This is a genomic window from Maribacter antarcticus DSM 21422 (assembly GCF_000621125.1).
In the GTDB taxonomy this organism is placed as follows: domain Bacteria; phylum Bacteroidota; class Bacteroidia; order Flavobacteriales; family Flavobacteriaceae; genus Maribacter; species Maribacter antarcticus.
In genome coordinates this window covers 80,262-106,016 of sequence record NZ_JHZC01000016.1, presented here as the reverse complement: position 1 = coordinate 106,016, position 25,755 = coordinate 80,262, and the positions used below count along the sequence as shown (strand labels likewise).

The window sequence follows — 25,755 nt, the reverse complement described above, 5'->3', positions numbered from 1 at the left end:
AACGTATTATACGAAATAGATGGTTTTCCCATCTTTCCTTTTTTAGTGGTAATGATGATTACACCATTTGCCGCTCTAGAACCATAAATAGATGCAGCTGATGCATCTTTTAGTACCTGTAAAGACTCAATGTCATTCGGGTTTATGTTTCCTGGATCTGTGGAAGGCACACCATCTATAATGTATAGAGGATCGTTATTACCTACAGAACCAAAACCACGAATACGCACGGTAGCTGAACCACCTGCACGTGAATCGTTGACAATATTTACACCGGCAGCCCTACCTTGTAATTGTTGGGCAAACGTTGTTGCTGGTACAGCAAGTAGTTGATCTACATCTACTACAGCAACTGCACCGGTCAAATCCTTTTTGGCCTGTGAACCGTAACCAGTAACAACAACTTCGTCTAGTTTGCTAGCATCCTCTTCAAGGGTAATATCAATATTAGTCTGTCCACTTACAGGAACTTGAGCGGTCTTGTAACCAATATAGCTAAAAACAAGAGTTGCCTCTGCATTGGCATCGATAGTGTAGTTACCATCAAAATCAGTTTGTGTTCCATTTGTTGTTCCTTTTACCAGCACATTAGCTCCAGGCAATGGGCCTGTGGCGTCGGAGACGGTACCAGTGATTGTTTGTGCTTGAATAGTTGCCAGACATAACAAGGCTACTATTAAAGGCAATTTTTTAAAGAAAAGATTTCTCATGCGCTCAGTTTTAGTTTAGTTAAGTTAATAGTTTTAGTTGATGAATCAATAATTATATTACTGCGTTGAGAATTCAATAGAATTTCTCGCTTGTGAAGTTATGTTAAAAGTTGTTAATTTCAAAATATCATAAATATTTTAACACAAATCAATCAATTTGGTATTTAAATTCATCTGAGGATTAGGATTTGATAATCGTACATCCCATGCGGGCTTTGCATAGCTTAATGCAATACCTCAGATTTAGTTTCAATTTTAATCATTGAGTAAAGTCTACTAGATACTAAACTTTCCGTTCGCTTCTAGAAGCAGGCTAGGTACGCCATCCCATATATCAATGGTTATTAACTTTCTGATGTCACAATGTATTTAACTGACTTTATACGTTTGTAATCGTTACCCTAAGAAATGGAAAACGATGTATAAAAATGAATTGTAGGGTTTTCCTAAATTATTAAGGAACACAAGTGCTGTGAATGGCTTTCAAATGTTTACTTTTTTTGTTGAGTTATAGAACAAATTGTGTTGTGTATAATCTTGATAAGTTCAAACAAATTGAAATGGCCATTTATCCTATTGAGCTAGAATTAACTCCAAACCTATCTTAAGCTCTTTTTTATAGGTATACTTTTAAATTCTCAAACCCCAATGAGTACATCATTGATATCTGGCCATGCAAACGGAGAGAAATATAATCAAGTTATTAATGCAACAATTCAACAACTTCTTAAAATGATTAATACTTGGTAGTTTATTTTGGAGAAATAGTTAAAGCAGTAACCAATTTTACTATTGTAATATACTATCTATATAAATACCAATAAGATGAGTTCGAACATCAACCGATTTTTCTAAACCATCCTCTATAGACCTAACCTTCATAACACGAGAAGGGAATTCTGGCATATGGCATTGTATGCAGTTAGTGAAATCTGTTAGGTTCGATACTGAATCAACTGTGTGCAGGTTTTGTGGTTGCTCATGACAACTTAAGCACTTAGAATTAAAATATTGTGAATTATCTCTTTGGTTTTTGTGAGGGTCATGGCAAGTAACACAGCTCATTTCTTCACTCTCTTTGAAACACGGGCTGCTTATTAAAAGGCCATATTGGTTGCCATGAACATCCAATTCGGTATTTGGTTTACCTGAACTAAAATTCTTAGAATTTTCTTCTAAACTTTCACCAATAAGAAAAGAGAATGGATTTTCAGTAATTTGATTGGTACGAAGTCCTGCATGGCATTGCGCACAGGCATCCATTTGTTGTTGACGGTTTAGGGTTTCTGCACGAACTATAGGGTCGAAATCTAGCGTCTTTAAATTCCCGACGCGATAATCTACATGTTCTTGGGAAGGTCCATGGCAGCGTTCACAATCTACACCATACATAAACGAATTTTTATCATAAACGTTCGAGTTACCTGAAAATTTCTCATTCTTGGCAAAAGTGACGTGACATTTGATGCAGTTGTCCATCACGGGTCTTTTATAGCCATAGTTAGGGAACCCAGGGCTGTTTATCCAACTATCTGTTAAAGTGAAATATGAGGCCTGTAATTGGTACAGAGAATCTTCTTCAAAGGTAAGATAGGATTGCCCTTTGACTCCAGAACCAATAGTAATATCAATTTTTGATTTCTCAAGTACTTTTCCGTGATACGTTTTTGTAGATTGATAGCTACCCCCTTCTTCTTGTGTCATTGTCACTTTTACACCAGCTAAATTTATCTCATTCTCTTTAGGGCTAAAACTGCCGAGGATATTTTCTGAGTCTGCCAGAGCGGAAGTATTATAGTGTGCGGTTGAAATATGAGTTTTATAAATAGATTCATGACAGGGAATGCACGATTCTGATCCAGCAAATTTCTTTCCGCTGTAGTGTACTGGTAATTCAACTTTCAAATACTGATATTCCGATTCGGAAGTATCGTTATAATGATAGTACACAAGCACCCCGATTACTAAAAGTATCAAAAAGGAAACACCGACAACTATTTTTTTTAACACATAACAAATTTAAGATAAACAGACAGTAACCCATACTTTAAATCATATTTTTATAGGAGTAAGATGTTTTTCGTTAAGCATAAAAATACGACCTTTTGCAATAGTTTTCCTTCAACGGATACTCAAATCCATTCAAATATGCTATTCAATAAAACCATACCCATACGTACGAGTGTCGTCGAGAACCCTTACTTGTGATACTTTACTGCGCAGTACCTCAACTTGAGGTATTATACATGTTTAATTCAAAATACTTTTTTGATGTAGCTAAGGTTATAAATAAGATACCTACTCCATTCCCTATTATTAATTTGAAAGCATGCGAATCATACTATCATTTTTAGAAACTTCTTGAGTTTAAAAAAATAGTAGAATCTTATAAAATGGAGAACGCATACTCCGAAACTGTGCGGTATGTTTCAAAAGGGTTTAATAGGATAGCAGGAAAATTTAGCTGATTAGGTGCATCGGGAAAATGTTGAGTCTCCAAACAAAAAGCAGATCGAAAATCATCTTTGGCACCAGATTTTAATATATTTTCAGAATTCATAAAATTACCAGAGTAAAATTGGATTCCAGGTTCTTTTGTATAAACATCCATAACAATACCTGATTTATCTCCAATTACTTTAGCTGCATGTTTCATTACGTTTGGCTTATGTTTGCTCAATACAAAATTATGGTCATAACCTCCACCAAAAACGAGCTGCTCGTTATTCATTTCAATCCGTTTTCCAATAGTATGCGATTCAGAAAAATCAAAAGGAGTTTCTGCAACGTTTCTTAATTCACCAGTTGGAATTAAATGTGTGTCAACTGGAGTGAATTTCTCCGCATGGATTTGTAGTTTGTGATTTAAAATACTTCCACTACCCTCTCCATTAAGATTAAAATAGGCATGATTGGTTAAATTAACTATAGTAGGCTTATTTGTTGTAGCCTTATATTCCATTAGTAAGGAGTTGTTTTTGGTCAAAGTAAAAGTTACTTCAGCAATCAAAGTGCCAGGAAAGCCCTCTTCCATATCTGGGGAAGTGTAGTTTAATGTCAGTGTATGCACATCGGGCTGGTGTGCATTCCAGACTTTATCTTGAAAACCATGTTCCCCTCCGTGTAGGGCATTCACATTATTATTAGGAAGGATAGTATATTCTTTTTTCTTAATAGTGAACTTTCCCTTGGCAATACGGTTTCCTACTCTGCCAATAGTTGCGCCAAAGTATGATTCGGGTCCTTTTACATATTCTTTCGTGCTGCCTCTTCCAATAATCACATCCGTAAACTTACCGCTCTTATCTCGGGTCCAAAGCCCAACAAGGCGCCCTCCGTAGTTTGTTATCGCTAGTTTCAACTGTGGTGTTTTCAACCAGTACAGCTTGACGTGTTTTCCTTTAATTATAGTGTCAAAACTAGAATCTAACACCTTAGAATTGAATGCTCCAGGAATCACGGTGTTCTTTTGCTTTAGCGTCTGTTTGTTTTCCTTGCAGTTTGTAAAGCACAAAAGCACTACCCCTAATATCCCTAGTATGATACCTTTATTGTTTAAACTTATCATTACACATTTGAGTTTTGATTACAATTCCTTTTAAGAATTTAATTTTAGTATCAAATCCGTCTCGTCTTTACGATATGGCGTACCGTCTTTTCTAAATACCTCATGAAACCACTCATCAGGTTCGGAGCCGTCTTCAATGGGAGTACCCCACATATATTTGGTATTTGATTTTCCAGCAACCAGACCCCAATTGATTGCACCTACATTTTCCTTTTTTAATAAGGGTAAAATAGTAGAGAAACGACTATTTTTTGCACGCGCCATATACTCGGTGCAAATCAAAGGTCTGCCATGGGATTTTAGCAAATTAATGACATGCTGGTGGTGTTTTTTATCTTCGTAATTATGGTAAGTGATTATATCGGAGTTGAGCGCCTGAAATGCATTGAGTTCTTGAAATTTCCAATGCCAGATTCCCACAGTAAGCGGTTGGCTGGGGTTTACCTCTCTTGCCCAAGTAAAAATATTTTTCAGCAATGGCATTGACGTATTTTCCTTTCCAGAATTACCCGGCTCATTATATAGATCCCACATCAATATGCGTTTATCATTGGCAAAGGTTTTGAGTATATCTTTTACATACGTTTCTAATGCTGGGAAATTTGCTTCATTCTTGTGTGCTGGGTCGCCTGGATCCTGCATCCAACCAGAATTGTGCGTTCCTGTTTTAGGTTCTGGTTGTTCTCCTATTTTTGGACTTTTTCCCCATACATCATCAAAAAAGACAAACATTGTTTTCATGCCATGTTTATCGGCAATATCTAGATAAATAGCCATTCGCTTTTTAAAGCCATCAGCATCCGCTTTATAGGCTAAACTATGAAGGTAAACGCGCATGGTATTAAAGCCTATTCCTTCTGCATAACCTAATTCACTATCTATAGTTTCTGGGTCAAAAGTAGCTTCTTGCCACATTTCCAACTGATTGATAGCCGTGCTTGGGTTAAAGTTTGCACCGGTCATCCAATCATGCTGCGCATACCAATTTATAGACTTTTCGACAGCCCATTTGTTTGTTTCCAATACATTTTCTTGACCGCTTACTACTAAGCTCAAGCATAGTAGAAATACAAAATAAATCACTTTTTTCATGTGTAACATAGTAACGATTCTTAGTATTTTATCTTTTAGTGAATAGTAAACATTTTGAGTATTAAACCAAACGAAGTGATTTGCCTTTTTGGTTAAACATCCTTATTCGGATGCGATTTCTTTCACCCCTTCAAATGTCATTTTTACAGGTTTGATAGTACCATTTCTATTAAATTCCATGACATCCATACAAGTCACACGATGGTCCCTATCTTCATTAGGGATAGGGCGTCTGTGCTATACCATGATATACTCGTCGTTGTCGCGTCTTTTGATTACCGAATGATGGCCTGCTCCGGTAGCAATGTCCCCCTCCCTGGACTCTAGAATGGTGCCAATACGTTTATAGGGTCCTGTAGCTTTTTCGGCCATAGCATAGGCCACTTTATACGTTCCATTGGTCCATCCACCTTCCGACCACATAAAATAGTAGATTTCGTTTCGTAAAAACATAAAGGGGCCTTCCACATATCCTTCTGGGGTGATTTCTTTGAAGTTAGTACCATCCTCCCACGGCATAAAACCGGTAAAATCATCGTTCAGTATCCCTAGGTTGCAATGACTCCATCCTCCATAAAATAAATAAAAGGTATCGGCTACGTCCTTGAATACAAACTGGTCTATAGGTTGGTCGTCATTATAAAAATCAGATATAAGCGGCTCTCTCAAATGATCACTAAATGGTCCGACAGGCGTATCGGCTACGGCCACTCCAATACCTCCATAATGATTAATATCATTAGTTGGGTCATAAGAGTTTCTGCCAGGTCTTTGAATGTCGTTCGCACCAAAGAATAGAAAATACTTTTGATTTTTCTCTATGATTGAAGGCGCCCAAAGGGCCTGACGTAGCCATTTAATGTTGGTAGTATCCAAAATGCGTTCATGCTTTTTCCAGTCCACTTGGTTTTTAGATGAAAAGGCGTCAAAATGTAATTGCTTGTCATAGTCATCGGAGAACGTAGGGTACACCCAATAGGTGTCATTAAAAACTACACCTTCGAGATCGGCATACCACCCATCTGCTATTGGGTTGTTCAATTTTAGGGTCTCCTGCGAAAAACTGAGTCCATAAACTAAGAAACATAACATGGTGAAAATTAAATTTTGTTTCATGAGTTTATTCTTACTAGTCTTCTTATTTTAAACCGAAGTTAGACAAAATACAAAATAATTTAAACTTAGATAAGCTTTCTTTTGCTTAGACTAGTACGCGAAGCATTCTATATAAAATAGACTTTATGATAGTTATCTGTATGCGATAACAAATTTAAACAGCTTTTCTTTAACACACTATCAGACGATGTTGGGTAAATTTATCTTATTGGATGATATGCTTAAACCACTTCCGGAGTAGTCCGATTACTTTTTACTTATGACCTGAGTTTGATTAAATCAACTTGAGCTTATGGTATTCGTTATTCGTGCTTCTTTTTAGTTGGCAGGAAGCTGCAGGGAGTAAGACCGGTGATATGGTTTGCTAGGAAGTTTCCGTGCCATAAATGCTTTATCTGTTATATCGACTTCAGTTCAAGCTTTATGGTTGCTATATCGGTTACATTTTCATCTTAATAAGTATGACTCCGCTAGCACCACGTGCACCATAAAATGAAGCAGCGTCATCCCGAAGAACTCTTACCGAAGCTACTTCCCTAGGAAAAATATACTCCATGGAACTAACAGGATTACCATCTACGATTATCAATGGTTGTTGAATACTTTGAATCGAATTAGGGGGTACTAACCGAATAGAAGTTCCGTTGACAACAGCTCCTGGTATTTCTGTCGCAATCAGTTGGTACATATTCAAATACTTACTATAATCCTTAGGTTCTCTTCTAGTTCTTTTAACCTTTGTCTCGAAACCTAACTCTTCCAATTGCTCTTCAGACACTACAGACTCATTTTTAGGAAAAACAATCAACATACCATCATTACCTTGATAGTTTTTGGTTACGATACCGTAATTCCAAGAATATGCCGAAATAGTTTTGTTGGCAGGCTTTAAACCTATTCTGAATTCACCCTTCTTATTCGTTTTAGTTTTTGTCTTTACGGAATCGATATAAATTACAGCCTTTTTTACAGGTTGCTGGTCTGCGTTTAAAACGGTACCATTGACCCATTGTATTTCTTTTTTTTGAGCATTAATTTGCGCTGTATAGCAAACAATTAAGACAAACGTAATAAGGATTTTCATAGCGATAGGTGTAATTTGGCAATCTCTTTTTTACTCCGTTAAGATAGCTAAAAAATCAAAATCATCTGCTATGTTGGTGTGCTTTTTTATAGTTGTATCGATAATAGAACAGCTTTTTACACTAGTCAGCTAAAAAAAGTATTTTTTTTGGTCATGTGATTTTAGTTGAAAAGAAATTCAAATAATTTGATACAGGTAGGTGCTTGATGGTTACAATTGAATGGTATTTGTAAAGAATGGATTGTTAATCGTTGGGTTGATTTTCTTGCTAAAGATACACTCTCACCTTGCCATATTAAGTCGATACATGGTATTATAGAAGTTTAGCACCCTTATTTCGGTCTTTAAAGGCACGTGTGTTTTTTGTTTGCCTTTGTGTTACCCACCCTACATTCATACCCATTGTTGTCTACTGTAAAATTTGCAAAATATAGAATGGTGAATAGGTCTTACCTTGGCTGCACATTAAGTTTAGATCAGATATAAGGTGAATTATGCCTTTTAAGAGTGGTTCTTTCTGCTTTTTTTTATTGTTTTACCATGTTGGCTTTTTTGATAGTATAGTTTTCGAAATACCAATACTTGTGAGATACGATTACATTTTAAAACAGCTGTCACTACCTATAAAGCTATTGGGTACCTTATGCATATGGACACTGTGTATAAGTATCTTAATGTTCGTTTAAAATAGCCTATAACAAGAGATAACAATCAACTTGTTTTCCAAGTTTCTGGTAAAGAATAGGTAGTCGGTCCCGCCATCCTTTAGTTTTAGTTTTTTGCGTATTGTAGCCACACCATCAGGGAAGTTACGCGTGGTAATATTTGCCTTGGTAAGCCCAAGTTTTTGTATCGCCTTTTTATTATAGGCTACTACCGTTCTTATTTTAAAACTTCTTCCTTGGAAATTTTGATGTATCTCGGAGGTGTACAAATGGGAGTGGGTATGTAATTTATGTACATGAAGCCTTGCACTAATTAATTTAAATGCACCTGATTTTAGAAGTGCTGCGTTGGGTTCATAGAGGAAGTTGCGTGGAAGGGAGAAAGTTGGTACGGCTGCTTTTTCTTCTGAAAGTAAAAATTCGAAAATAGCCTCTTGACTCTTTATCAGGTTCACTGCTTTAATTGTAGGTTCTTCATTAAAACCATACGCTAGTACCCATAAAACTTCCTTTACATCGTTTTCCAAGGCAACAATATGTATTTCTTTTACATGTGTTAACTGTCTTGTGCCTGTAGTAAGATCCAACAATGGACCCGTCTTGATGAGGATATTGTCTGATTTGGAAAAAAGCAGATTTAAATGTCCTGTAATATCTGGTTCGCAGTCTGATAAGAAATAGACTTTTTTATTCGTATTGGTTCTTCTAGACGGGTCAATATATATCCAATCGAACTTTTGTGCTATTTTGGTTAAAAATTCGATGCCATCACCTGTAACAAAATCAATGTTTCCGATGCCCATAGTATCAAAATTTGATTGCGCAATTTTGCTAAGTATCGGGTTCTTTTCTACATGGAAAACTCTTTTTATTTTCCGACCAAAGGCATGTATATCTACACCAAAGCCAGCAGTAATATCTGCGAGTGAATCTCCATTTACAATACTGGATTTGTATGTAGCGGTTTGTTCGGATGATGTTTGGGATATGTTTAACTTGTTGGCATAATAAATGTTTTCCAAAGAAAACCATGTCGGTAGCTTCTTTCTGCTTTTGAGTTTAGCCTCAATTTGACCTGCCAATTCCTTTGTTGAGACCTTAAGGAATGGAGATTTTTGAAACAAAAGTGTAGGGATGTCTTTAGTAAGATTCGCAGTAATGAACGCTTGGACATCGGCATGCAAAATGGCATCGTTCATGACTGCTTTATAAATTTTTGGTAAGGGATTTTACAATTTTGTTATCCGATAAAAACTCTTTTAAAATCACTTTAATGGCCGTATAACCCGGAACAGCTATTATCATGCCTACCACGCCAAACAATAGCCCAGCAATAATAATGACCAAGAAAATTTCTAATGGATGCGATTTTACGCTGTTTGAAAATATAAATGGTTGTGAGAAAAAATTATCTACCAACTGTCCAATTACTAGCCCTATAATCACATATCCTGTGTTCGGTAAAATAACAGAACTAAAATCCATGCCAAGGGTGCTCGTCATGGTGAGCAAAATCATGAGCACACCACCTATAATTGGACCTATATAGGGGATTACGTTGAAAAGTGCACATAAAAAAGCGATAACTATGGCGTTTTCTATTCCAACAATCAATAACACAATGGTATAGATTACGAAAAGAATAAATATTTGGAGCAATAGACCAACGAAATATCGGGATAACAGTCCATTTATTTTATTAATAGAATTTATTGTTCCTGTTTCTTTTGTATTTGGTACGAATACCAATAGTCCATTCTGAAATAGCTTGCTGTCCTTTAAGAAAAAAAAAGAAATGAACAACACGGAGAAAAGACCAATACTGAGGGTACTAAGTACATTTAAAAACGAGTTGAGAAAATTAGGTATAAAACTAAGATTTAAGCCTTCTAGAATATTCTGTTCAATATTGCTTTCTTGAATGGCGTCACCCACAACATTTGTTGACAATCCCAAATATTGGGTAATTTCAAAATAAAGGGAGTTGATACTTTTTTGTAGCCCATCCATATTCAGCAGGGAAAGATTTTTGCTCTGCTCGGATATCAGCGGGATAAAAAGGGCAAAAACACTGGCTATGACCCCAACCATAACAAGCATTGCGAGTATCACTGCCAAAATATTGGGGAATCTAAGTTTTTCTCTTAGAAAGAAAACAATAGGTCGACCTATTAATGCGATGACCGCAGCTATTGCCAAATAAGCCAAAACGGAGCGGACCATGTATAGAAAATATAAAATCAGTAGGATTCCTGTTATAATCCCTATGGTCCTCAATAATCCGTTTGAAATGGTTTTAGAGGTCATGCTTTAGTTTTTAAAAACATATGAAATGATATTTGCACCCATTTTTAAGGCTTGTTGTCTTATATCCTCTGGGTCGTTATGTACTGCGGGGTCTTCCCAACCATCACCTAGATCAGATTCAAAAGTAAACAATAAGACAAGGCGCTGCTCGTAATAGATGCCTAATGCTTGTGGTCGTTGCCCGTCGTGTTCGTGTATCTTGGGAAGCCCTTTTGGAAAGTCGTATTCTTGGGAAAATATAGGGTGGTCTGCGCCAATTTCTTCTAACGGTGTATTGGGAAAAAGTGCCTCCAGCTGTTTGGTCACATAGGGTTTCATGCCATAATTATCATCAATATGTAAAAAACCGCCGGATACCAGGTAGGTTCTCAGATTTTCAAGATCCTCTTGGGAAAATACCACGTTACCATGACCTGTCATATGTAGAAATGGATACTGGAAAATAGCTGCGTTTCCCACTTCAACTGTATTTGGCTTATCGTTTAAACGCGTACCTATGTTAGCATTACAAAATCGAATCAAATTTGGCACAGCCGTCGGATTAGCATACCAGTCTCCTCCGCCATTGTATTTTAGTATAGCCACTTCTTGGGCCCTTACTTCTGATATAAACAGAAAAACACATAAAACAATAAGAGCGATTAAGCGATGCATAAAACAAGGTGTAAAAATTCAAATTTACATAATATCGGTATGAAAAGTAGGGAAGTGGCTTTATTGTTTAGTAAGGTATTATTTTCACGACTTTTTTTAGACTTTTTTTTATTCGGGGACCATTAATTGACTGCTTAATGGTCAGCGACTATCACTTTATTTTTAAATTATAACAAGTATACTGTGTCCAGCGTTAAGCTAAAGAACAAGCGGTTATCCATTATTGGTAAGCGTAACCGTAGTGCAGGCAACAATTGCAGCAGTTTCTGTTCGTAATCTAGTCTTGCCCATTGATACGGGTTTGTAGTCTTTTGTCTTTGCTTTTTTAATTTCCTCTTTGGTGAAATCTCCTTCTGGGCCTATCAATATTGTTATTGGTCTGTCTGGTGCAATATTGCGTTTTAATTCGTAGCGTTCGGTGTCTTCGCAATGTGCTATGAACAAGAGCCCTTGCGTATCCTTTTCCAAAAATTCAGCTAACGTAATCAATGGATTTAAAATAGGTAAATAGGCCTGGAAAGATTGTTTCATGGCCGATTGAATCACCTTTTCGTACCGTTCTGTTTTTACGGTTTTTCTTTCAGATCTTTCGCAAAGTATGGGTGTGATTTCATGCACTCCTATTTCTGTAGCCTTTTCTAAGAACCACTCGAACCTATCATTCATTTTGGTTGGTGCCACCGCTAAATGAAGATGATGTTTTGTAGGGTGGATTTTTTTGTGGTGCGTAATAGCTACAGTGCACCCTTTTGCATCACTTTCGGTAATAGTAGCGAACAGAAAAAGGCCACGGCCGTTGGTAATTTGAAGTTCGTCTCCGACTTTTCTACGTAATACTTTTACGATATGTTTGCTTTCAAAACTATCGAACGTAAAATGTTTCGATTCTTCTTCTAATTTTGGGTTGTAAAATAATTGCATAAGATTGGTTTAAAAACTATATCTGGCGCTGGCGGTAACGTTCTGCTCCGCAAAGAGTTCTTTTTTGAATTTTAAATACCCAACAATACCAATCATCGCGGCATTATCCGTACAATATTCAAATTTTGGAATATGCACGGTCCATCCCAAGTCCTTTTCCGCATTTACTAGCGCTTTCCGAATACCTGAATTAGCAGAGACACCTCCACCTATAGCAATAGTGTTGATTCCTGTTTGCTTAACAGATTTTTTAAGTTTCTGCATTAGAATGGTTACAATGGTGTATTGTATAGAAGCACAAATATCAACAAGGTTTTCAGAGATAAAATCTGGATTTTCCTTCGTTTTTCTTTGAACAAAATATAGGATGCTTGTTTTTAATCCACTAAAACTAAAATTAAGATCTTTTACCTTGGGTATAGGAAATTCAAAGGCACGCGGGTTACCTTTCTGTGCATACTGATCTACCAAAGGGCCACCAGGGTAAGGTAATCCTAAAACTTTTGCGCTTTTATCAAAGGCTTCACCAACAGCATCGTCTAGGCTTTGCCCCAAAACCTCCATTTTAAAATAATCGCTGACTTTTAAGATTTGGGTATGTCCTCCGCTAATGGTCAAGGCCAAAAAAGGAAATTTTGGAGGCGACATATTCGTGTCTTGGATAAAATGTGCCAAAATATGGGCTTGCATGTGGTTTACTTCAATTAGCGGAAGTCCAAGACCAAGGGCTAAGGACTTCGCAAAAGAGGTGCCTACCAAAAGAGACCCCATAAGACCTGGTCCGCGGGTAAATGCTATGGCTGATAACTGTTTTTTATCGATATTTGCTTTAGCTAATGCTTGATCAACTACGGGAACTATATTTTGCTGATGTGCACGGGACGCAAGTTCGGGTACGACGCCACCATATTGTTCATGTATTTTTTGACTGGCAACCACATTGCTTAGTACAGTAGTATTCCTAAGAATGGCAGCAGAAGTGTCGTCGCAAGACGATTCGATAGCAAGGATGTAATTAGTTTCGTTTTCCAACGGTTTTGGAATAAAAATTAAATGACAAAGGTAAAACATAAAGCCCTATCAAAAAATTAAGGAAAATACTGATTAGGACAATCATGGTTCTGCTATTGATATGTATTTTGGGAACCATGGTACTTTCCTTACCAGTTGTTCAGACCAGCTTGGCTAAGTATGCAACAACTGCTCTTAACAAGGAGTTTGGAACCAACATCAATATAGATAAGTTGCGTTTTTCCCTTATCTCTTGGGATACTTCTTTACAGGGGATATATATAGAAGATTATCAACAAGATACGCTGTTTTATGTAGATAATCTAAAGACTTCGGTGTTGAGCTTGGGAAATTTAACCCAAGGAAGACTCGAGTTTGGGGATATTACAATTAATAGGCTTCACTTTAAGCTTAAAACTTACGCGGGAGAAAGAACGACCAACATAAATGTTTTTGTGGATAAACTAGATGATAAAAAACCAAGGGCACTGGGAGCTCCACCATTTTTCTTTTCCTCTTCTTTTGTAGACATTAACGAAAGTAGGTTCCAATACATAGATGAAAACCTAGAAAATGCGCAAACTCTATTGTTCAATAATCTAAACATAGCTGGCAAGGATTTTCAGATAGTAGGGCCGGAAGTCTCTACCAATATTGCTGAAATGTCGTTTTTAAGTAAAAGAGGTATTCAGGTAGAAAAAATGTCTACTATTTTTAAATATACCAGGGAGCAAATGCGTTTTGATTCCCTTGAAATTAAAACACCACTATCTAATCTCAACGGTAATCTTGTTTTTAATTATAACAGAAAGGATTTTGTAGATTTCCTGAATAAGGTGAATCTGGAAGCCAGTTTTGAGGAATCTACTGTAGCTTTTGATGAAATAAATCTGTTATATAATGAATTTGGAAATGGCAAGTTAGCAACATTTAGCGCAAACCTTAGTGGAGTACTTAACGATTTAAATACTGATGATTTATTTCTTTTTTCAGATAATACAGGAATACGGGGAGATTTTAATTTTAAGAACCTCTTTAATAAACAAAAGCCTTTTGCACTAGATGCAAAAATGAAGAACGTAACTAGCAACTATTATCAATTAAATGCCCTTTTGCCCAATTTGGTAGGAAACTCCCTTCCCTCTTCGTTTAGTAAATTAGGACAATTTACAATAAGGGGTGATGCTTTCATAACCAATTCTTCCATTGATGCCAAAGTAAACTTGAATACTGCTGTGGGTAGTAGTTATACTGATATCGTGTTGACTGATTTCAACAATATTGATAATGCAACCTACAAAGGTTTTGTTTCTTTAATAGATTTTGATTTAGGTGATTTTGTGGGAAGTCCAACTGTTGGGAAAACTACCTTAGATTTTAACGTAAAAGGAAAGGGTTTCGTAAAAGAAAAGCTTGATACAGAGGTTACCGGTCAGGTCTATAGCATTGAATTTAATAGATATACCTATAAAAACCTAAAAGTTGCCGGAGTTCTAAAAGATGAACTATTTGATGGTTCCCTAATAAGTAATGATAGGAACATCAAATTTGATTTTAAAGGATTGGCAGATTTTGGAAAGGACCGAAACAATTTTAATTTTATGGCCAACGTTGCCTACGCCGACCTTAAGACCTTAAATTTTATTAAGGATAGTGTTTCCATTTTTAAAGGCAAGGTAATTATGGATATTACTGGGACTACGCTTGATAATTTAGTTGGGGGTATCAATTTTACGAGCACCAGTTATGAGAATATAAACGACATCTACTACTTTGACGATTTCGCCATTGCCTCTTCCTTTGATAAGGAACGCGTAAGAACTATAAACATTAATTCACCCGACATTATCACTGGTTTTATGAAGGGGAATTTTAAAGTGAAAGAACTTGGTAAGCTTGTTCAAAACTCTCTGGGTAGTATTTATACTAATTTCCGCCCTTCTGATATTTCTAGTGGACAAGACCTTTCCTTTAATTTTAAAATTTACAATAAAATAGTTGATATTTTCTTTCCAGAAGTGCGCTTTGATCCCAACACGTTTATAAAAGGAAAAATAGTGGCGGACGAAGGTGATTTTAAACTCAATTTTGAGTCGCCCAGTATAGAAGCCTATGGCAATGCGGCAGATAATATCGAATTAAAGATTGACAATAAAAATCCTTTGTTCAATACCTTTGTTTCGGTAGGGGAGCTAAGCACACCTTATTATAATTTAAAGGATTTTAATCTCATCAATACAACCCTAAAGGATACCTTGTTTTTTAGGTCTGAATTTAAAGGAGGAAGCGAACTTAACGATAGTTATAATCTCAACTTTTATCACACCTTCAATAAGGATAATAAATCTGTTATTGGTTTAAAGACTTCGGATATTAATTTTAAGGGGAATAAGTGGGTTTTGAATAAAGATGGAGATTCCAAGAATAAGGTTATTCTGAACCGTTCTCTGGATAGTATTACCATCGAAGAAATCGTAATGAACAATGAGCAGCGTGAACAGATAAGGTTAAGGGGGCAAATCGCTGATTCTACTTATAAAGACCTACAGCTCCAGTTCAAGATAGTATCGTTGAATAAAATCACCCCAGTAATAGATAGCCTAAAACTTCAAGGAGAAGTAAACGGAAACCTCAATATCTTGCAGAAGGATGGTATTTATTTGCCATCTTCTAGTCTTAATATAGTTGACTTTGGTGTAAACGATACCCGGCTTGGGGATTTGGCAATTAGTATTGTTGGAAATAGGGACTTAACTGAGTTTCAGGTAAATTCTCAGCTATTGGATAACGACGTCGAAAAGTTTAGTATCGTAGGCAAGATAGAAAATAAAGAAAAAGTTCCTAAGGCCAACTTGATGGCCAATTTCAGTAATTTCGATTTAGAACCTTTTAGTCCTTTGGGTGAAGGTGTAATTGATCGTATTAGGGGAGGTATAGACGGCAGTATAACCATAACCGGGGATGTGGACAATCCAAATTTTAACGGCCTTCTTACTTTGGATAATGCTGGAATATCAGTGCCTTATTTGAACGTAGATTATAGCTTTGGTATGCGTTCAAAAGTGTGGCTCTCTAACCAAACATTCAACTTTGAGAACATTGCACTTACCGATGTGGCAAAGGGGACTAGAGCAAATTTGGACGGTACTATTAGTCATAGTTACTTTAAAAATTGGGTATTAAATTTGAATGTAGACACAAACAATGACCGTTTCTTAATATTGGACACCGATTTTGAGGAAGGAGACTTATATTATGGTACTGGATACTTGAATGGTAGTGGTCGCATATACGGCCCTACAAAAGCCCTTAACATTAATGTCAGTGGAAAAACGGCTAAAGGCACCTCCTTAAAAATTCCCCTCAGCGATGTCGCTAGTGCAGGAGATTATTCTTTTATAAATTTCACTAAAAAAAATAGTATAAACAGTATCGACCAACAACGTAGTTTAAAAGATTCTCAGGGTGTGGAGCTAGAGTTTGATTTGGATATTACCCCAGAGGCTGAAGTAGAAATAGTGACCGATACGAAAACAGGTAGCTCTTTAAAGGGTACAGGAGTCGGAATCATTCTGCTACAGATAAATACGAATGGTAAGTTTGAAATGTATGGGGATTTTGTTGTGGTTACGGGGGAATTCAATTATAAGTTTGGCGGTATTATAGATAAAAAATTCGCTGTTAAACCTGGCGGTACCATCAATTGGGATCAGGAGCCTTTAGAGGCTGATTTGAATATGGAAGCGGTATATTCCATTGATGCAAACCCCGCCCCTTTATTAGACAATCAGAGCTTTGCAAGACGAATACCTACAGATGTCGTTATCAAATTAACAGGGGAACTTCAAAGTCCGAATATAGAGTTTGGCATAGAGTTTCCTGGAACCAATTCTATTGTACAATCCGAACTTCAGTATAGGTTGCAAGACCCAACCATAGAAGAGAAGAATGCTATTTTTTTATTGGCACAAGGTAATTTTGTTAATGATCAAAGCGGTATAAACCAACAAGCGATAACCGGTAACCTAATACAAAGTGCGTCTGGTATATTGAATTCAATTTTAGGAGGTGGTAATGACAAATTAAATGTCGGACTTTCTTATGAACAAGGTATTTTAGATCGTAATGCAGATATAGAGACAGATAATCGTATTGGGCTAACGGTTTCTACCCAGATAAGCGATCGGGTTTTATTCAATGGTAAGGTAGGGGTTCCGGTAGGAGCGTCTAGTGAAAACCTTGTTGCTGGTGATTTTGAAATTCAGCTGCTCTTAAACGATGAGGGTACATTGAGTGCGAAATTCTTCAGTCGACAACGTGAAATTCAAGCCTTTTTGCCTGATCAGCAAGGTTCTACTCAAGGAGCCGGACTCTCTTATGAAGTTGATTTCAATACCTTTAGGGAACTCTTTAGGAAAATCTTCACTACATCTTCCGATACTATTATCGTAGGGTCTCAAGCTATTGATTAGTAGGATGTAAGTTTTTGTGAGACGTCTACGTTCTGGGTATTTTTATTCCTCTCGGTTAGTTTTGTTTGGTTATTTTTTTACAACTGTGCTAAGCGCTGTTAAAACGAGTAACGTGTTAAAAATTTATACGATACGCCTTACTTTTGAAATATAAAAAAAGTTCACAAAAGCAACATTACGATTGTTTTAAAGATTCATTTTCATTCATTATGAATGTATTTTTACTTTTTAAGGCTAGTAGCTCTAATGTATCGGTAGTCGTACCTTTTAAGCGGATATGAATATATTTATTAATCTTTGTAGGTTGTTTAATGTTAGTAAAACGCAGGTTTATGTCCAATTTTAGTAAAAATATAACCACGAAACCCTTATTGTTGGGCGAATTAAAATTGCTGACGGTTTCCATTTCATAATTGCATTAACTTTTAGTACTTTCGTTCGCTTAAATTTTTCCATGTCTTCAAAAATAAAAAAAATAGGTGTACTTACTTCTGGGGGGGATTCTCCAGGAATGAATGCTGCCATTAGGTCTGTTGTGCGAACCTGTGCATATCTGAAGCTAGAATGTGTTGGAATCTACAGAGGATACCAAGGCATGATAGAGGGTGATTTTAAGCTTATGGATGCGCGTAGCGTAAACAATATTATAAATAAAGGGGGAACGATGTTAAAGTCCGCCAGGTGCATGGAATTTATGACACCCGAAGGCAGAAAAAGGGCCTATTCCCAATTGGTTACAGAGGGTATTGATGCTTTTGTGGTCATTGGTGGTGATGGAAGTTTCACAGGAGCCATGATTTTTAATCAAGAATACAATTTTCCTGTAATCGGTATTCCAGGTACGATAGACAATGATATTTTCGGAACTACATATACACTTGGTTTTGATACCGCTTTGAATACGGTAGTAGAGGCTATTGATAAAATTAGGGATACAGCGAGTTCGCACAATAGATTGTTCTTTGTAGAGGTTATGGGTAGAGATGTTGGCCATATTGCATTAAATGCAGGGGTTGGTGCCGGTGCCGAAGAAATCTTGATACCTGAGGAGAATTTGGGACTAGATCGTTTATTGGAGTCTTTGAAAAGAAGTAAGCAATCTGGAAAATCTTCTAGTATAGTAATCGTAGCCGAAGGTGATAAATCTGGAAAGAATGTATTTGAGCTTGCGGAATATGTAGAAGAACACCTTCCAATATATGATGTTCGCGTATCTGTACTAGGACACATGCAGCGTGGGGGGTCCCCTTCTTGTTACGATAGGGTTTTAGCTAGTAGAATGGGAGTAAGAGCAGTAGAAGCGCTTCTGGAAGGCAAAACTAGTTTAATGGTAGGTATACAGGATAACAAGCTAATTCTTACCCCTATCAATAAGGCCATAAAAGGCCACACAAAAATAGACAAGGAACTTATTCGGGTTTCGGAAATAATGACAACATAATTTTAATTCATAATAACAGATAACATGTCAAACTTAAAAATAGGAATTAACGGATTTGGTAGAATTGGTAGACTGGTTTTCAGGACTTCAGTAAAACGGGGAGATGTAGATGTGGTAGCCATCAACGATTTGTTGGATGTAGAGCATCTGGCTTATCTTTTAAAATACGATTCGGTACACGGTCATTTTGATGGAACTGTTGAAGTAAAAGACGGTCATTTGGTTGTAAACGGAAAAACGGTACGAATTACGGCAGAAAGAGACCCGAAAGAAATTAAATGGGATGCAGTAGGAGCAACAACCGTTGCTGAATGTACGGGTATCTTTACTACATTGGAAACAGCTCAATATCATATAGATGGTGGTACTAAAAAAGTTGTAATTTCTGCACCTTCCAAAGATGCTCCAATGTTTGTAATGGGTGTAAACCACAAAGACGTGAAAGAATCTGATACTATAGTTTCTAACGCTTCTTGTACGACTAATTGTTTAGCACCAATGGCAAAAGTACTTAACGATGCCTTTGGTATCGAAGAGGCCTTGATGACAACCGTTCATGCTACAACAGCTACGCAAATGACCGTAGATGGTCCTTCTAGAAAAGACTGGAGAGGTGGTAGAAGTGCTATGTTGAATATTATACCAGCCTCAACTGGTGCAGCCGTTGCAGTAACTAAAGTAATCCCAGAACTTAAAGGTAAACTTACGGGGATGGCTTTTAGAGTGCCAACTGCGGATGTTTCCGTGGTAGATTTAACGGTTCGTTTGGAGAAGGAAACTTCTTATGAAGAAGTGAAGAAAGCTTTTAAAGATGCTTCTGAAGGCGAATTGAAAGGCGTTTTAGGATATACAGAAGAGGCCTTGGTTTCTCAGGATTTTATTGGCGATGCAAGAACTAGTATTTTTGATGCTGGCGCTGGAATAGAATTGAATTCCAAATTCTTTAAATTGATCTGCTGGTACGATAACGAAGCAGGCTTCTCCAATAAAATGGTAGACCTTATACAACACGTAAACAGTCTCTAGTAAAAAACACGGTATTTGCGCTGTGCTTTGATGGCGTTTATGGAATGTATTAGATTTACGTAAATTTTCCTGAAAATAAGGGTATTTTTCCTTATTTTCAGGATTCTTTTTTAAACATATAGGTATATGATTTTAATTGTTGATAGTGGTGCTACAAAATCGGATTGGATTGCTTTGGATAGTAAGGGAAACCAGCTTTTTTTAACCCAGACCTTAGGCTTAAGTCCAGAAGTGCTTACAAAAGAAGTGATAGAAGATCGGCTGGCGAACAATTTTGAGCTGTCTAAGAACAGAGAGAGTGTCACTCATCTTCATTTTTATGGCGCAGGATGCGGAACGAATCGCATGAAGCTATTTTTAAAGGATATTTTTAAGGAGTTCTTTCCAAACGCCAAGGCGTATGTAAAGGAGGATACGTATGCAGCTATCTTTGCAACTACTAAAATTGGAACACAAGGTATTGTGTGTATTTTAGGAACAGGGTCTAACTGCAGTTATTACGATGGGCATCAGCTGTTCCAGAAGGTTACCTCACTTGGTTATATTCCTATGGATGATGGGAGCGGTAATTTTTTTGGACGTAAACTTATACGAGACTATTATTTCCATAAAATGCCTCAAGATCTTGGGATAAAGTTTGCTAAAGAATACAATTTAGAAGCAGATCACATCAAAGAAAATTTATACAAGCAACCCAATCCAAATACCTATTTGGCCACCTTTGCTCGCTTTCTGGTTGAAAATAAAGAACATCCATACGCAAAAGGAGTTATTGATAAAGGCTTTCAGCAATTTATCAATAACTACATTATGCAATTTGAGCTCGCAACCAAAGTTCCTGTTAATTTTGTAGGAAGTATTGCTCATTATCTAAGAGATGAGCTGGTTACGGTTTTAGAGCGGAATGACCTTATTGTTGGTGTCATAAGACAACGCCCTATAGAAGGGTTAGTTGAGTTTCATAAGGCTAATATGTAATGGCCTATCTTGGTTCTTTGAATATTCCAGTAATTTTTTCGATATTTTTTATCTTAAACTACAAACTACTTAACAGCAAGCATTGAAATCTCCACGTTTACAAACTTAGGTAGGTTTGCTACTTCTACAGTTTCTCTAGCGGGTGCAGTTTCAGCGTCAAAATAAGTTCCGTATACGTCATTTACTTTTGAGAATTGATGCATGTCTTTCAAGAAAATAGTAGATTTTACCACGTGGTCAAAACTCATCTCAGCTGCAGTTAAGATAGCCTTCAGGTTTTCCATAGATTGCTCGGTTTCTTTTTTGATATCTCCTTCTATCAAGGTTCCTGTTTTTGGGTCCATTGGAATTTGACCTGATATATACAAGGTATTTCCACTTAAAATAGCTTGGTTGTAAGGACCTATGGGTGCTGGCGCATTATCAGTGTTGATGATTTTTTTCATTTTCTAAAATTTAATTTCTTACGGGTTGACTTCGGTTTTCCCATTTTAAGTCGCTAAGAATGGAAGCGTCTATACCTATGAAGAAAAACCATCTTTTATATTGCCCAAATGGGGTCCAATTAAAACGCATATTAAAACTACCTAAATTACGTTCAAAACGAAGTTGTGTTAAGGTAAAACCGGAGTTTTGAAAGTCGTATCCAGAGGACCCTCCAACTTTCCATCTAGGCGATAGTTCAATATCACCTGAGAACATAAGCGCATTGTTGCCAAAGGTGTTCTGCCTTGCGCTGTTACTGTATCCTGCAGAATATGCTAATCTAAAATTCCAAGGAATCTTGGTGCCATATTTGGGGTTTTCAATATCACTATCGTCTTTATTATTATCCATAGGATTGTCGGAAAAGCTATCCGCCCTGCCAAACAAGTCGTCCGTTCTGCCGCCACTTTGAGCCACGTAATCAAACGGATTCTCCTCCTCCTCCTCCTCCTCTTCATCTTTATCTTTTCCAAACATATCACTACTAATGGAGTAGGTGATATTGGCGTTAGCTCGCGTAAGCCTAAAAAGACTTCCTCCATTGTTAGCATTTAAAGTGTTGATGCGCATTCCATTGTTATCAATAGCATAAGGGTCCAAATTAGCAGAGAAGTTAATGGACATTTTATTGTCCAATATATTCGTTCCACCATTTATACTCAATGGACTAAGCCGCAGTGAATCCGATTCTAAGTTGTATGCACTGGATATATTTAAATTACTTAGTAAGGGTACTTTTTTAGCTTCTAATTTAGTTGAATCTTTATCACTAACCTTGGCTTCTAACACGTTAGCTAGGGAAAAGCTAAGGCTATTGGAGCGCCCAAGTCTTGGGACCCCATTTAAGGTGCCTTCAAAACGCGTAAATTGTACAACCTCCCCATTTCCATCTATATACTGATCATAATACTGATCAAAGGAAGGCGCGTAGCCATAACTGATAGAGGGGCGCATCACATGTCTTATGGCTTGGATTTTTTTATCTTCCCCAAAATCAAATGTTCCGTATAGCGTCGTTCCTATGCTTGCGCTAAAATTGTATTGGTTAAAGCGATCAAAGCCACTGATAGTATCTCGTACCGTAGTATTGGTTTCTGCGTCAAAACGTTTGTCAAATGTCTCCAAGGTCCAAATATCTTCATAGTTTGCGCTTGTGCTTACACTAAAATACTTTGCTATTTTAAAATTGGTGCTTATGGGTATGCGATGTCTAGCCCCAACCCTTGCATTGTTGAACATTCTACTGGTTAAAAAATCTTGGTCATTTGTAGTAAGGCGGTTCTGGGCGTTTAAGTCATATTGAAAATTTATATTTTGTATAAATCCTTTTTTGATTCCGTCTCTCTTAGCAAAGGGAAAAATCCGTTCCATACTTGTTTGTAGCGTAGGAAGACTCATGGTAATATTGTCAGGGTTGTCTGCTGTAGCCGTCGGTGAGGTCAACTGCGAATGAGTGGCGGTTAAGCTCATATTTACCGATGGATAGGCTGGAAATGTTTTGGAGTAGGATATGGATGATGATAAGGTGTTGTTTTGGGTATTCGGTAAATTTCGCTGCTGTAAGGAATTTCGATAAAATTCACTACTCCCAAGGTTCACCGAAGCAGAAAACCTGGAGTTGGGACTCGCTTTGGGATCCTGTGAGTGGGAAATCTGGATATTATAGTTTTTTGATAAACTATAATCGCTAAATCCTTTTTGACTACGTACCTGGTTTTCGTACCTAAAATTAATGTTTCCCCTATATTTATAGCGTTTTGTGTAAATAGATGCTGCGCGCATACCCCAGCTCCCGTTGGTGTAGAAATCACCAGAAAAAGTAACATCTGCATAATCACCTAAAGGCACATAGTAACCCATGTCTTGCAAAAAGTAACCTGTATTAGGGTCATTGCCAAAGGCAGGCATTAATATACCTGCAGCCCGCCCTACAGTAAGGGGAAAATAGGCGAAGGGCATAAAAATAGGAGTGGGTACATCTTCGATATAAATACTACTGAACCCTGCTATCACCTTTTTCTTAGGGACGAATTTCGCCTTTTTTATGCGTATATAATAGTCTGGGTCTATGGTGTCAGTTGCTGTAGTTAGTTTAGCCTCACTCAAAAAATAAACAGAGTCGTTTTCTTTTTTTGTTTTTTCTGCATATACTTTCATAGAATCACTACCCAAGGCTCCTGCGGCGGCCTGTTGTTCTGTTCTGGAATTCCAAATAATAGCTTTTTGGGTATCAAAATTAAAACGAATCGAGTCCGGAATAACAACACTACCTCCTTGTTTAAAATAGGGTAATTGCGTGTAATTTCCTAATGAATCTTTTAAACGGCCCGCATAGACTTCATTTTTAACGTAGTCCATGGTGATGACCCCTGCTTTCAATTCGGTATCTTGATAATATATCTCTGCCTCGTTGTACAGATAAATCTTGTTTTCTTTTTGACTTAACCTTACATAGTCTTTGGCCTTATATGTAATTTTGTCAAGTAATAGTGGTTTTTTTTTGTTGAGAGAATCCGTAGCAACGGAATCTAATAGAATATTATCCTGACCTAAAGGCGCCAGAAAAAGAGGTGCTACTATGGTGTCCTGTACCGCTGTTACGGATAACGGTACAACTTTTTGCTCTTGAGCTTTGCTAGAAAATGCGCCGACTAAAAAAATCAAGAGGAAAAGTACGTAATGTTTATTTGATTGCAAGGCTTTATATCCTATTTTTGTAACAATTTGGCAATCCAATGAGACATTGGTTTCCGATGTCAAACTTACATATATTTTTTATTCCCTAAGTAGGGTATTACCATAATTTTAACCATAAGAAGGGGTTTAAAAACACCATAAGAACATGAAAATTAAATCGCTCTTGTCTATTTTATTTTTAGCGTCTTCCTTGCTATTATTTTCGTTTACACCTTTTTATACCCAAACGGTATCGGTAGAGCCTTTCGTTGTAGTCTTGGATGCAGGGCATGGAGGTCATGATCCTGGTAATTTAGGGAATGGTTATCTGGAAAAAAACATTGCCCTGAATATTGTACTCAAAGTGGGTGAGCTTTTGGGAAGTAACAAAGATATTAAGGTAATGTATACTCGTAAAGACGATACGTTTATAAATCTTTTTGTGCGAGGGGAGATTGCAAACAAGGCAAATGCAGACCTTTTTGTCTCTGTACATTGTGATTCGCATACTTCGGACGCACATGGTGCAGGTACTTTTGTTTTAGGGCTGCATGCGAACAAACAAAATTTCGAAATCGCAAAAAAGGAAAACTCCGTTATTTACCTTGAGGATAATTACGAAACGCGTTATGCCGATTATGATATTAATGCTCCAGAGTCTGTTATAGGTTTAACTATTATGCAAGAAGAATTTTTAGATCAGAGTATAGCCCTGGCAAAGATGATTCAAGATAATTTTTCAGGAAAGTTAAAACGAAATGATAGAAAGGTAAAACAAGCAGGTTTCATTGTGCTTCATCAGACTTTTATGCCCAGCGTTTTGGTAGAAACTGGGTTTCTTACCAACAAAAACGAAGGCGCATACCTCAACTCTAATAAAGGGCAAGTAGAAATGGGTACGGCAATTGCTAATGCTATTTTAAAATATAAGGGCGCTACGAAAGCGAATACTTCGCCAGTACTGGTGTCGAAAAAATCCGATGCTGCTGATGAACCAAAAAGGATTACAGCCGAAGCTATTGAAATGGAAAAGCTAGCTAGCGAGAAAGTATTATCAGAAAATAAGGTAGCAGAAAAAGAAAAAGAACCAATTAGCGCAACGCAAGAAGAAATAGAAGTAGGTGCTAAGGCTATAGCTACAGTTCCTCAAAGAGGCGAAAAAAGTAGCAATATAAGCACCAAGGCAGTAAATAACGAAGATATTAAGGTAACGAATGAAAAACCTGTCGCAGAAATTAAGGAAGCCCAACGAACTGATACAAACGTGGTTTTTAAGATACAATTAATGGCTAGTAGTAAGGATTTAGCTTCTGATTCTGACTATTTCAATGGATTAAATCGTATATCAAAAGAACCGTATAAGAAGCTGTATCGTTATTTGTATGGGGAGACCCGTTCGCATCGCGAAGCTGAAATGATGAAATCTAAAGCTGCCTCAAGAGGGTTTTCCACAGCTTATATTGTGGCTTACCGAGATGGTGTGCGAATTACCATTAGCGAGGCGCTAAAGGAGGTTTCGCAATAACCGTAATTATTGTAATAATTATT

18 protein-coding genes are annotated in these 25,755 nt (G+C 37.0%); 5 read left to right on the top strand and 13 right to left on the bottom strand.

Annotated elements, in window-relative coordinates; translation table 11 throughout:
• The 11 genes from Q360_RS0113435 to tsaD all read right to left on the bottom strand — a co-directional run.
• On the bottom strand, positions 1-710 hold a 710-nt coding region (locus Q360_RS0113435; protein ID WP_027077556.1), incomplete at its 3' end, for a carboxypeptidase-like regulatory domain-containing protein.
• 789 nt (positions 711-1,499) lie between these two features.
• Positions 1,500-2,720, bottom strand: coding sequence for a multiheme c-type cytochrome (locus Q360_RS0113430; RefSeq protein ID WP_027077555.1), 1,221 nt, complete (start codon positions 2,718-2,720; stop codon positions 1,500-1,502).
• 376 nt (positions 2,721-3,096) lie between these two features.
• Positions 3,097-4,278: an aldose epimerase family protein gene (locus Q360_RS0113425; protein ID WP_027077554.1), complete on the bottom strand. Its 1,182-nt coding sequence runs from the start codon at positions 4,276-4,278 to the stop codon at positions 3,097-3,099.
• A 30-nt stretch (positions 4,279-4,308) separates the two neighbouring features.
• On the bottom strand, positions 4,309-5,370 hold the full coding sequence (locus Q360_RS0113420) for a cellulase family glycosylhydrolase (protein ID WP_027077553.1): 1,062 nt from the start codon (positions 5,368-5,370) through the stop codon (positions 4,309-4,311).
• Positions 5,371-5,607: 237 nt separating this feature from the next.
• Positions 5,608-6,486, bottom strand: a complete 879-nt coding sequence (locus Q360_RS23305) for a family 43 glycosylhydrolase (protein ID WP_245603262.1) — start codon at positions 6,484-6,486, stop codon at positions 5,608-5,610.
• A gap of 439 nt (positions 6,487-6,925) precedes the next feature.
• On the bottom strand, positions 6,926-7,570 hold the full coding sequence (locus Q360_RS0113410; RefSeq protein WP_027077552.1) for a TonB-dependent receptor plug domain-containing protein: 645 nt from the start codon (positions 7,568-7,570) through the stop codon (positions 6,926-6,928).
• 682 nt (positions 7,571-8,252) lie between these two features.
• The gene (locus Q360_RS0113400; protein ID WP_027077551.1) at positions 8,253-9,434 is read right to left on the bottom strand and encodes a class I SAM-dependent methyltransferase; all 1,182 of its coding nucleotides are present in this window, start codon (positions 9,432-9,434) and stop codon (positions 8,253-8,255) included.
• Between the two features lie 7 nt (positions 9,435-9,441).
• Positions 9,442-10,542, bottom strand: coding sequence for an AI-2E family transporter (locus Q360_RS0113395; RefSeq protein ID WP_027077550.1), 1,101 nt, complete (start codon positions 10,540-10,542; stop codon positions 9,442-9,444).
• A gap of 3 nt (positions 10,543-10,545) precedes the next feature.
• A complete protein-coding gene (locus Q360_RS0113390; RefSeq protein ID WP_027077549.1) occupies positions 10,546-11,196 on the bottom strand; it encodes a DUF4159 domain-containing protein in 651 nt (216 codons plus the stop codon).
• Between the two features lie 213 nt (positions 11,197-11,409).
• Positions 11,410-12,117 (bottom strand): 16S rRNA (uracil(1498)-N(3))-methyltransferase, encoded by a 708-nt coding sequence (locus Q360_RS0113385; protein WP_027077548.1) that lies wholly within the window; start codon positions 12,115-12,117, stop codon positions 11,410-11,412.
• Positions 12,118-12,126: 9 nt separating this feature from the next.
• Complete coding sequence (gene tsaD / locus Q360_RS0113380) at positions 12,127-13,149, bottom strand: tRNA (adenosine(37)-N6)-threonylcarbamoyltransferase complex transferase subunit TsaD (RefSeq protein WP_027077547.1); 1,023 nt, start codon at positions 13,147-13,149, stop codon at positions 12,127-12,129.
• A gap of 83 nt (positions 13,150-13,232) precedes the next feature.
• Between tsaD and Q360_RS0113375 the strand changes: the two genes are divergently transcribed.
• The 4 genes from Q360_RS0113375 (at position 13,233) to Q360_RS0113355 (ending at position 21,045) form a co-directional block, all read left to right on the top strand.
• Positions 13,233-17,600, top strand: a complete 4,368-nt coding sequence (locus tag Q360_RS0113375) for a translocation/assembly module TamB domain-containing protein (RefSeq protein WP_036195950.1) — start codon at positions 13,233-13,235, stop codon at positions 17,598-17,600.
• Positions 17,601-18,054: 454 nt separating this feature from the next.
• Complete coding sequence (gene pfkA, locus Q360_RS0113365; RefSeq protein ID WP_027077544.1) at positions 18,055-19,041, top strand: 6-phosphofructokinase; 987 nt, start codon at positions 18,055-18,057, stop codon at positions 19,039-19,041.
• A 24-nt stretch (positions 19,042-19,065) separates the two neighbouring features.
• Positions 19,066-20,067, top strand: coding sequence for a type I glyceraldehyde-3-phosphate dehydrogenase (gene gap / locus Q360_RS0113360; RefSeq protein ID WP_027077543.1), 1,002 nt, complete (start codon positions 19,066-19,068; stop codon positions 20,065-20,067).
• Positions 20,068-20,193: 126 nt separating this feature from the next.
• Positions 20,194-21,045 carry an N-acetylglucosamine kinase gene (locus tag Q360_RS0113355; protein WP_027077542.1) on the top strand — a complete coding sequence of 284 codons (852 nt, stop codon included), beginning with the start codon at positions 20,194-20,196 and terminating at the stop codon, positions 21,043-21,045.
• A 65-nt stretch (positions 21,046-21,110) separates the two neighbouring features.
• Here the strand turns inward: Q360_RS0113355 and Q360_RS0113350 are convergent, their stop codons facing one another.
• On the bottom strand, positions 21,111-21,491 hold the full coding sequence (locus Q360_RS0113350) for a RidA family protein (RefSeq protein ID WP_027077541.1): 381 nt from the start codon (positions 21,489-21,491) through the stop codon (positions 21,111-21,113).
• A 10-nt stretch (positions 21,492-21,501) separates the two neighbouring features.
• Positions 21,502-24,228 (bottom strand): putative LPS assembly protein LptD, encoded by a 2,727-nt coding sequence (locus Q360_RS0113345; RefSeq protein ID WP_051554722.1) that lies wholly within the window; start codon positions 24,226-24,228, stop codon positions 21,502-21,504.
• A 145-nt stretch (positions 24,229-24,373) separates the two neighbouring features.
• Here Q360_RS0113345 and Q360_RS0113340 point away from each other — a divergent pair, with 145 nt between their 5' ends.
• Positions 24,374-25,732 (top strand): N-acetylmuramoyl-L-alanine amidase family protein, encoded by a 1,359-nt coding sequence (locus tag Q360_RS0113340; protein ID WP_027077539.1) that lies wholly within the window; start codon positions 24,374-24,376, stop codon positions 25,730-25,732.
• The last annotated feature ends 23 nt before the right edge of the window (positions 25,733-25,755 follow it).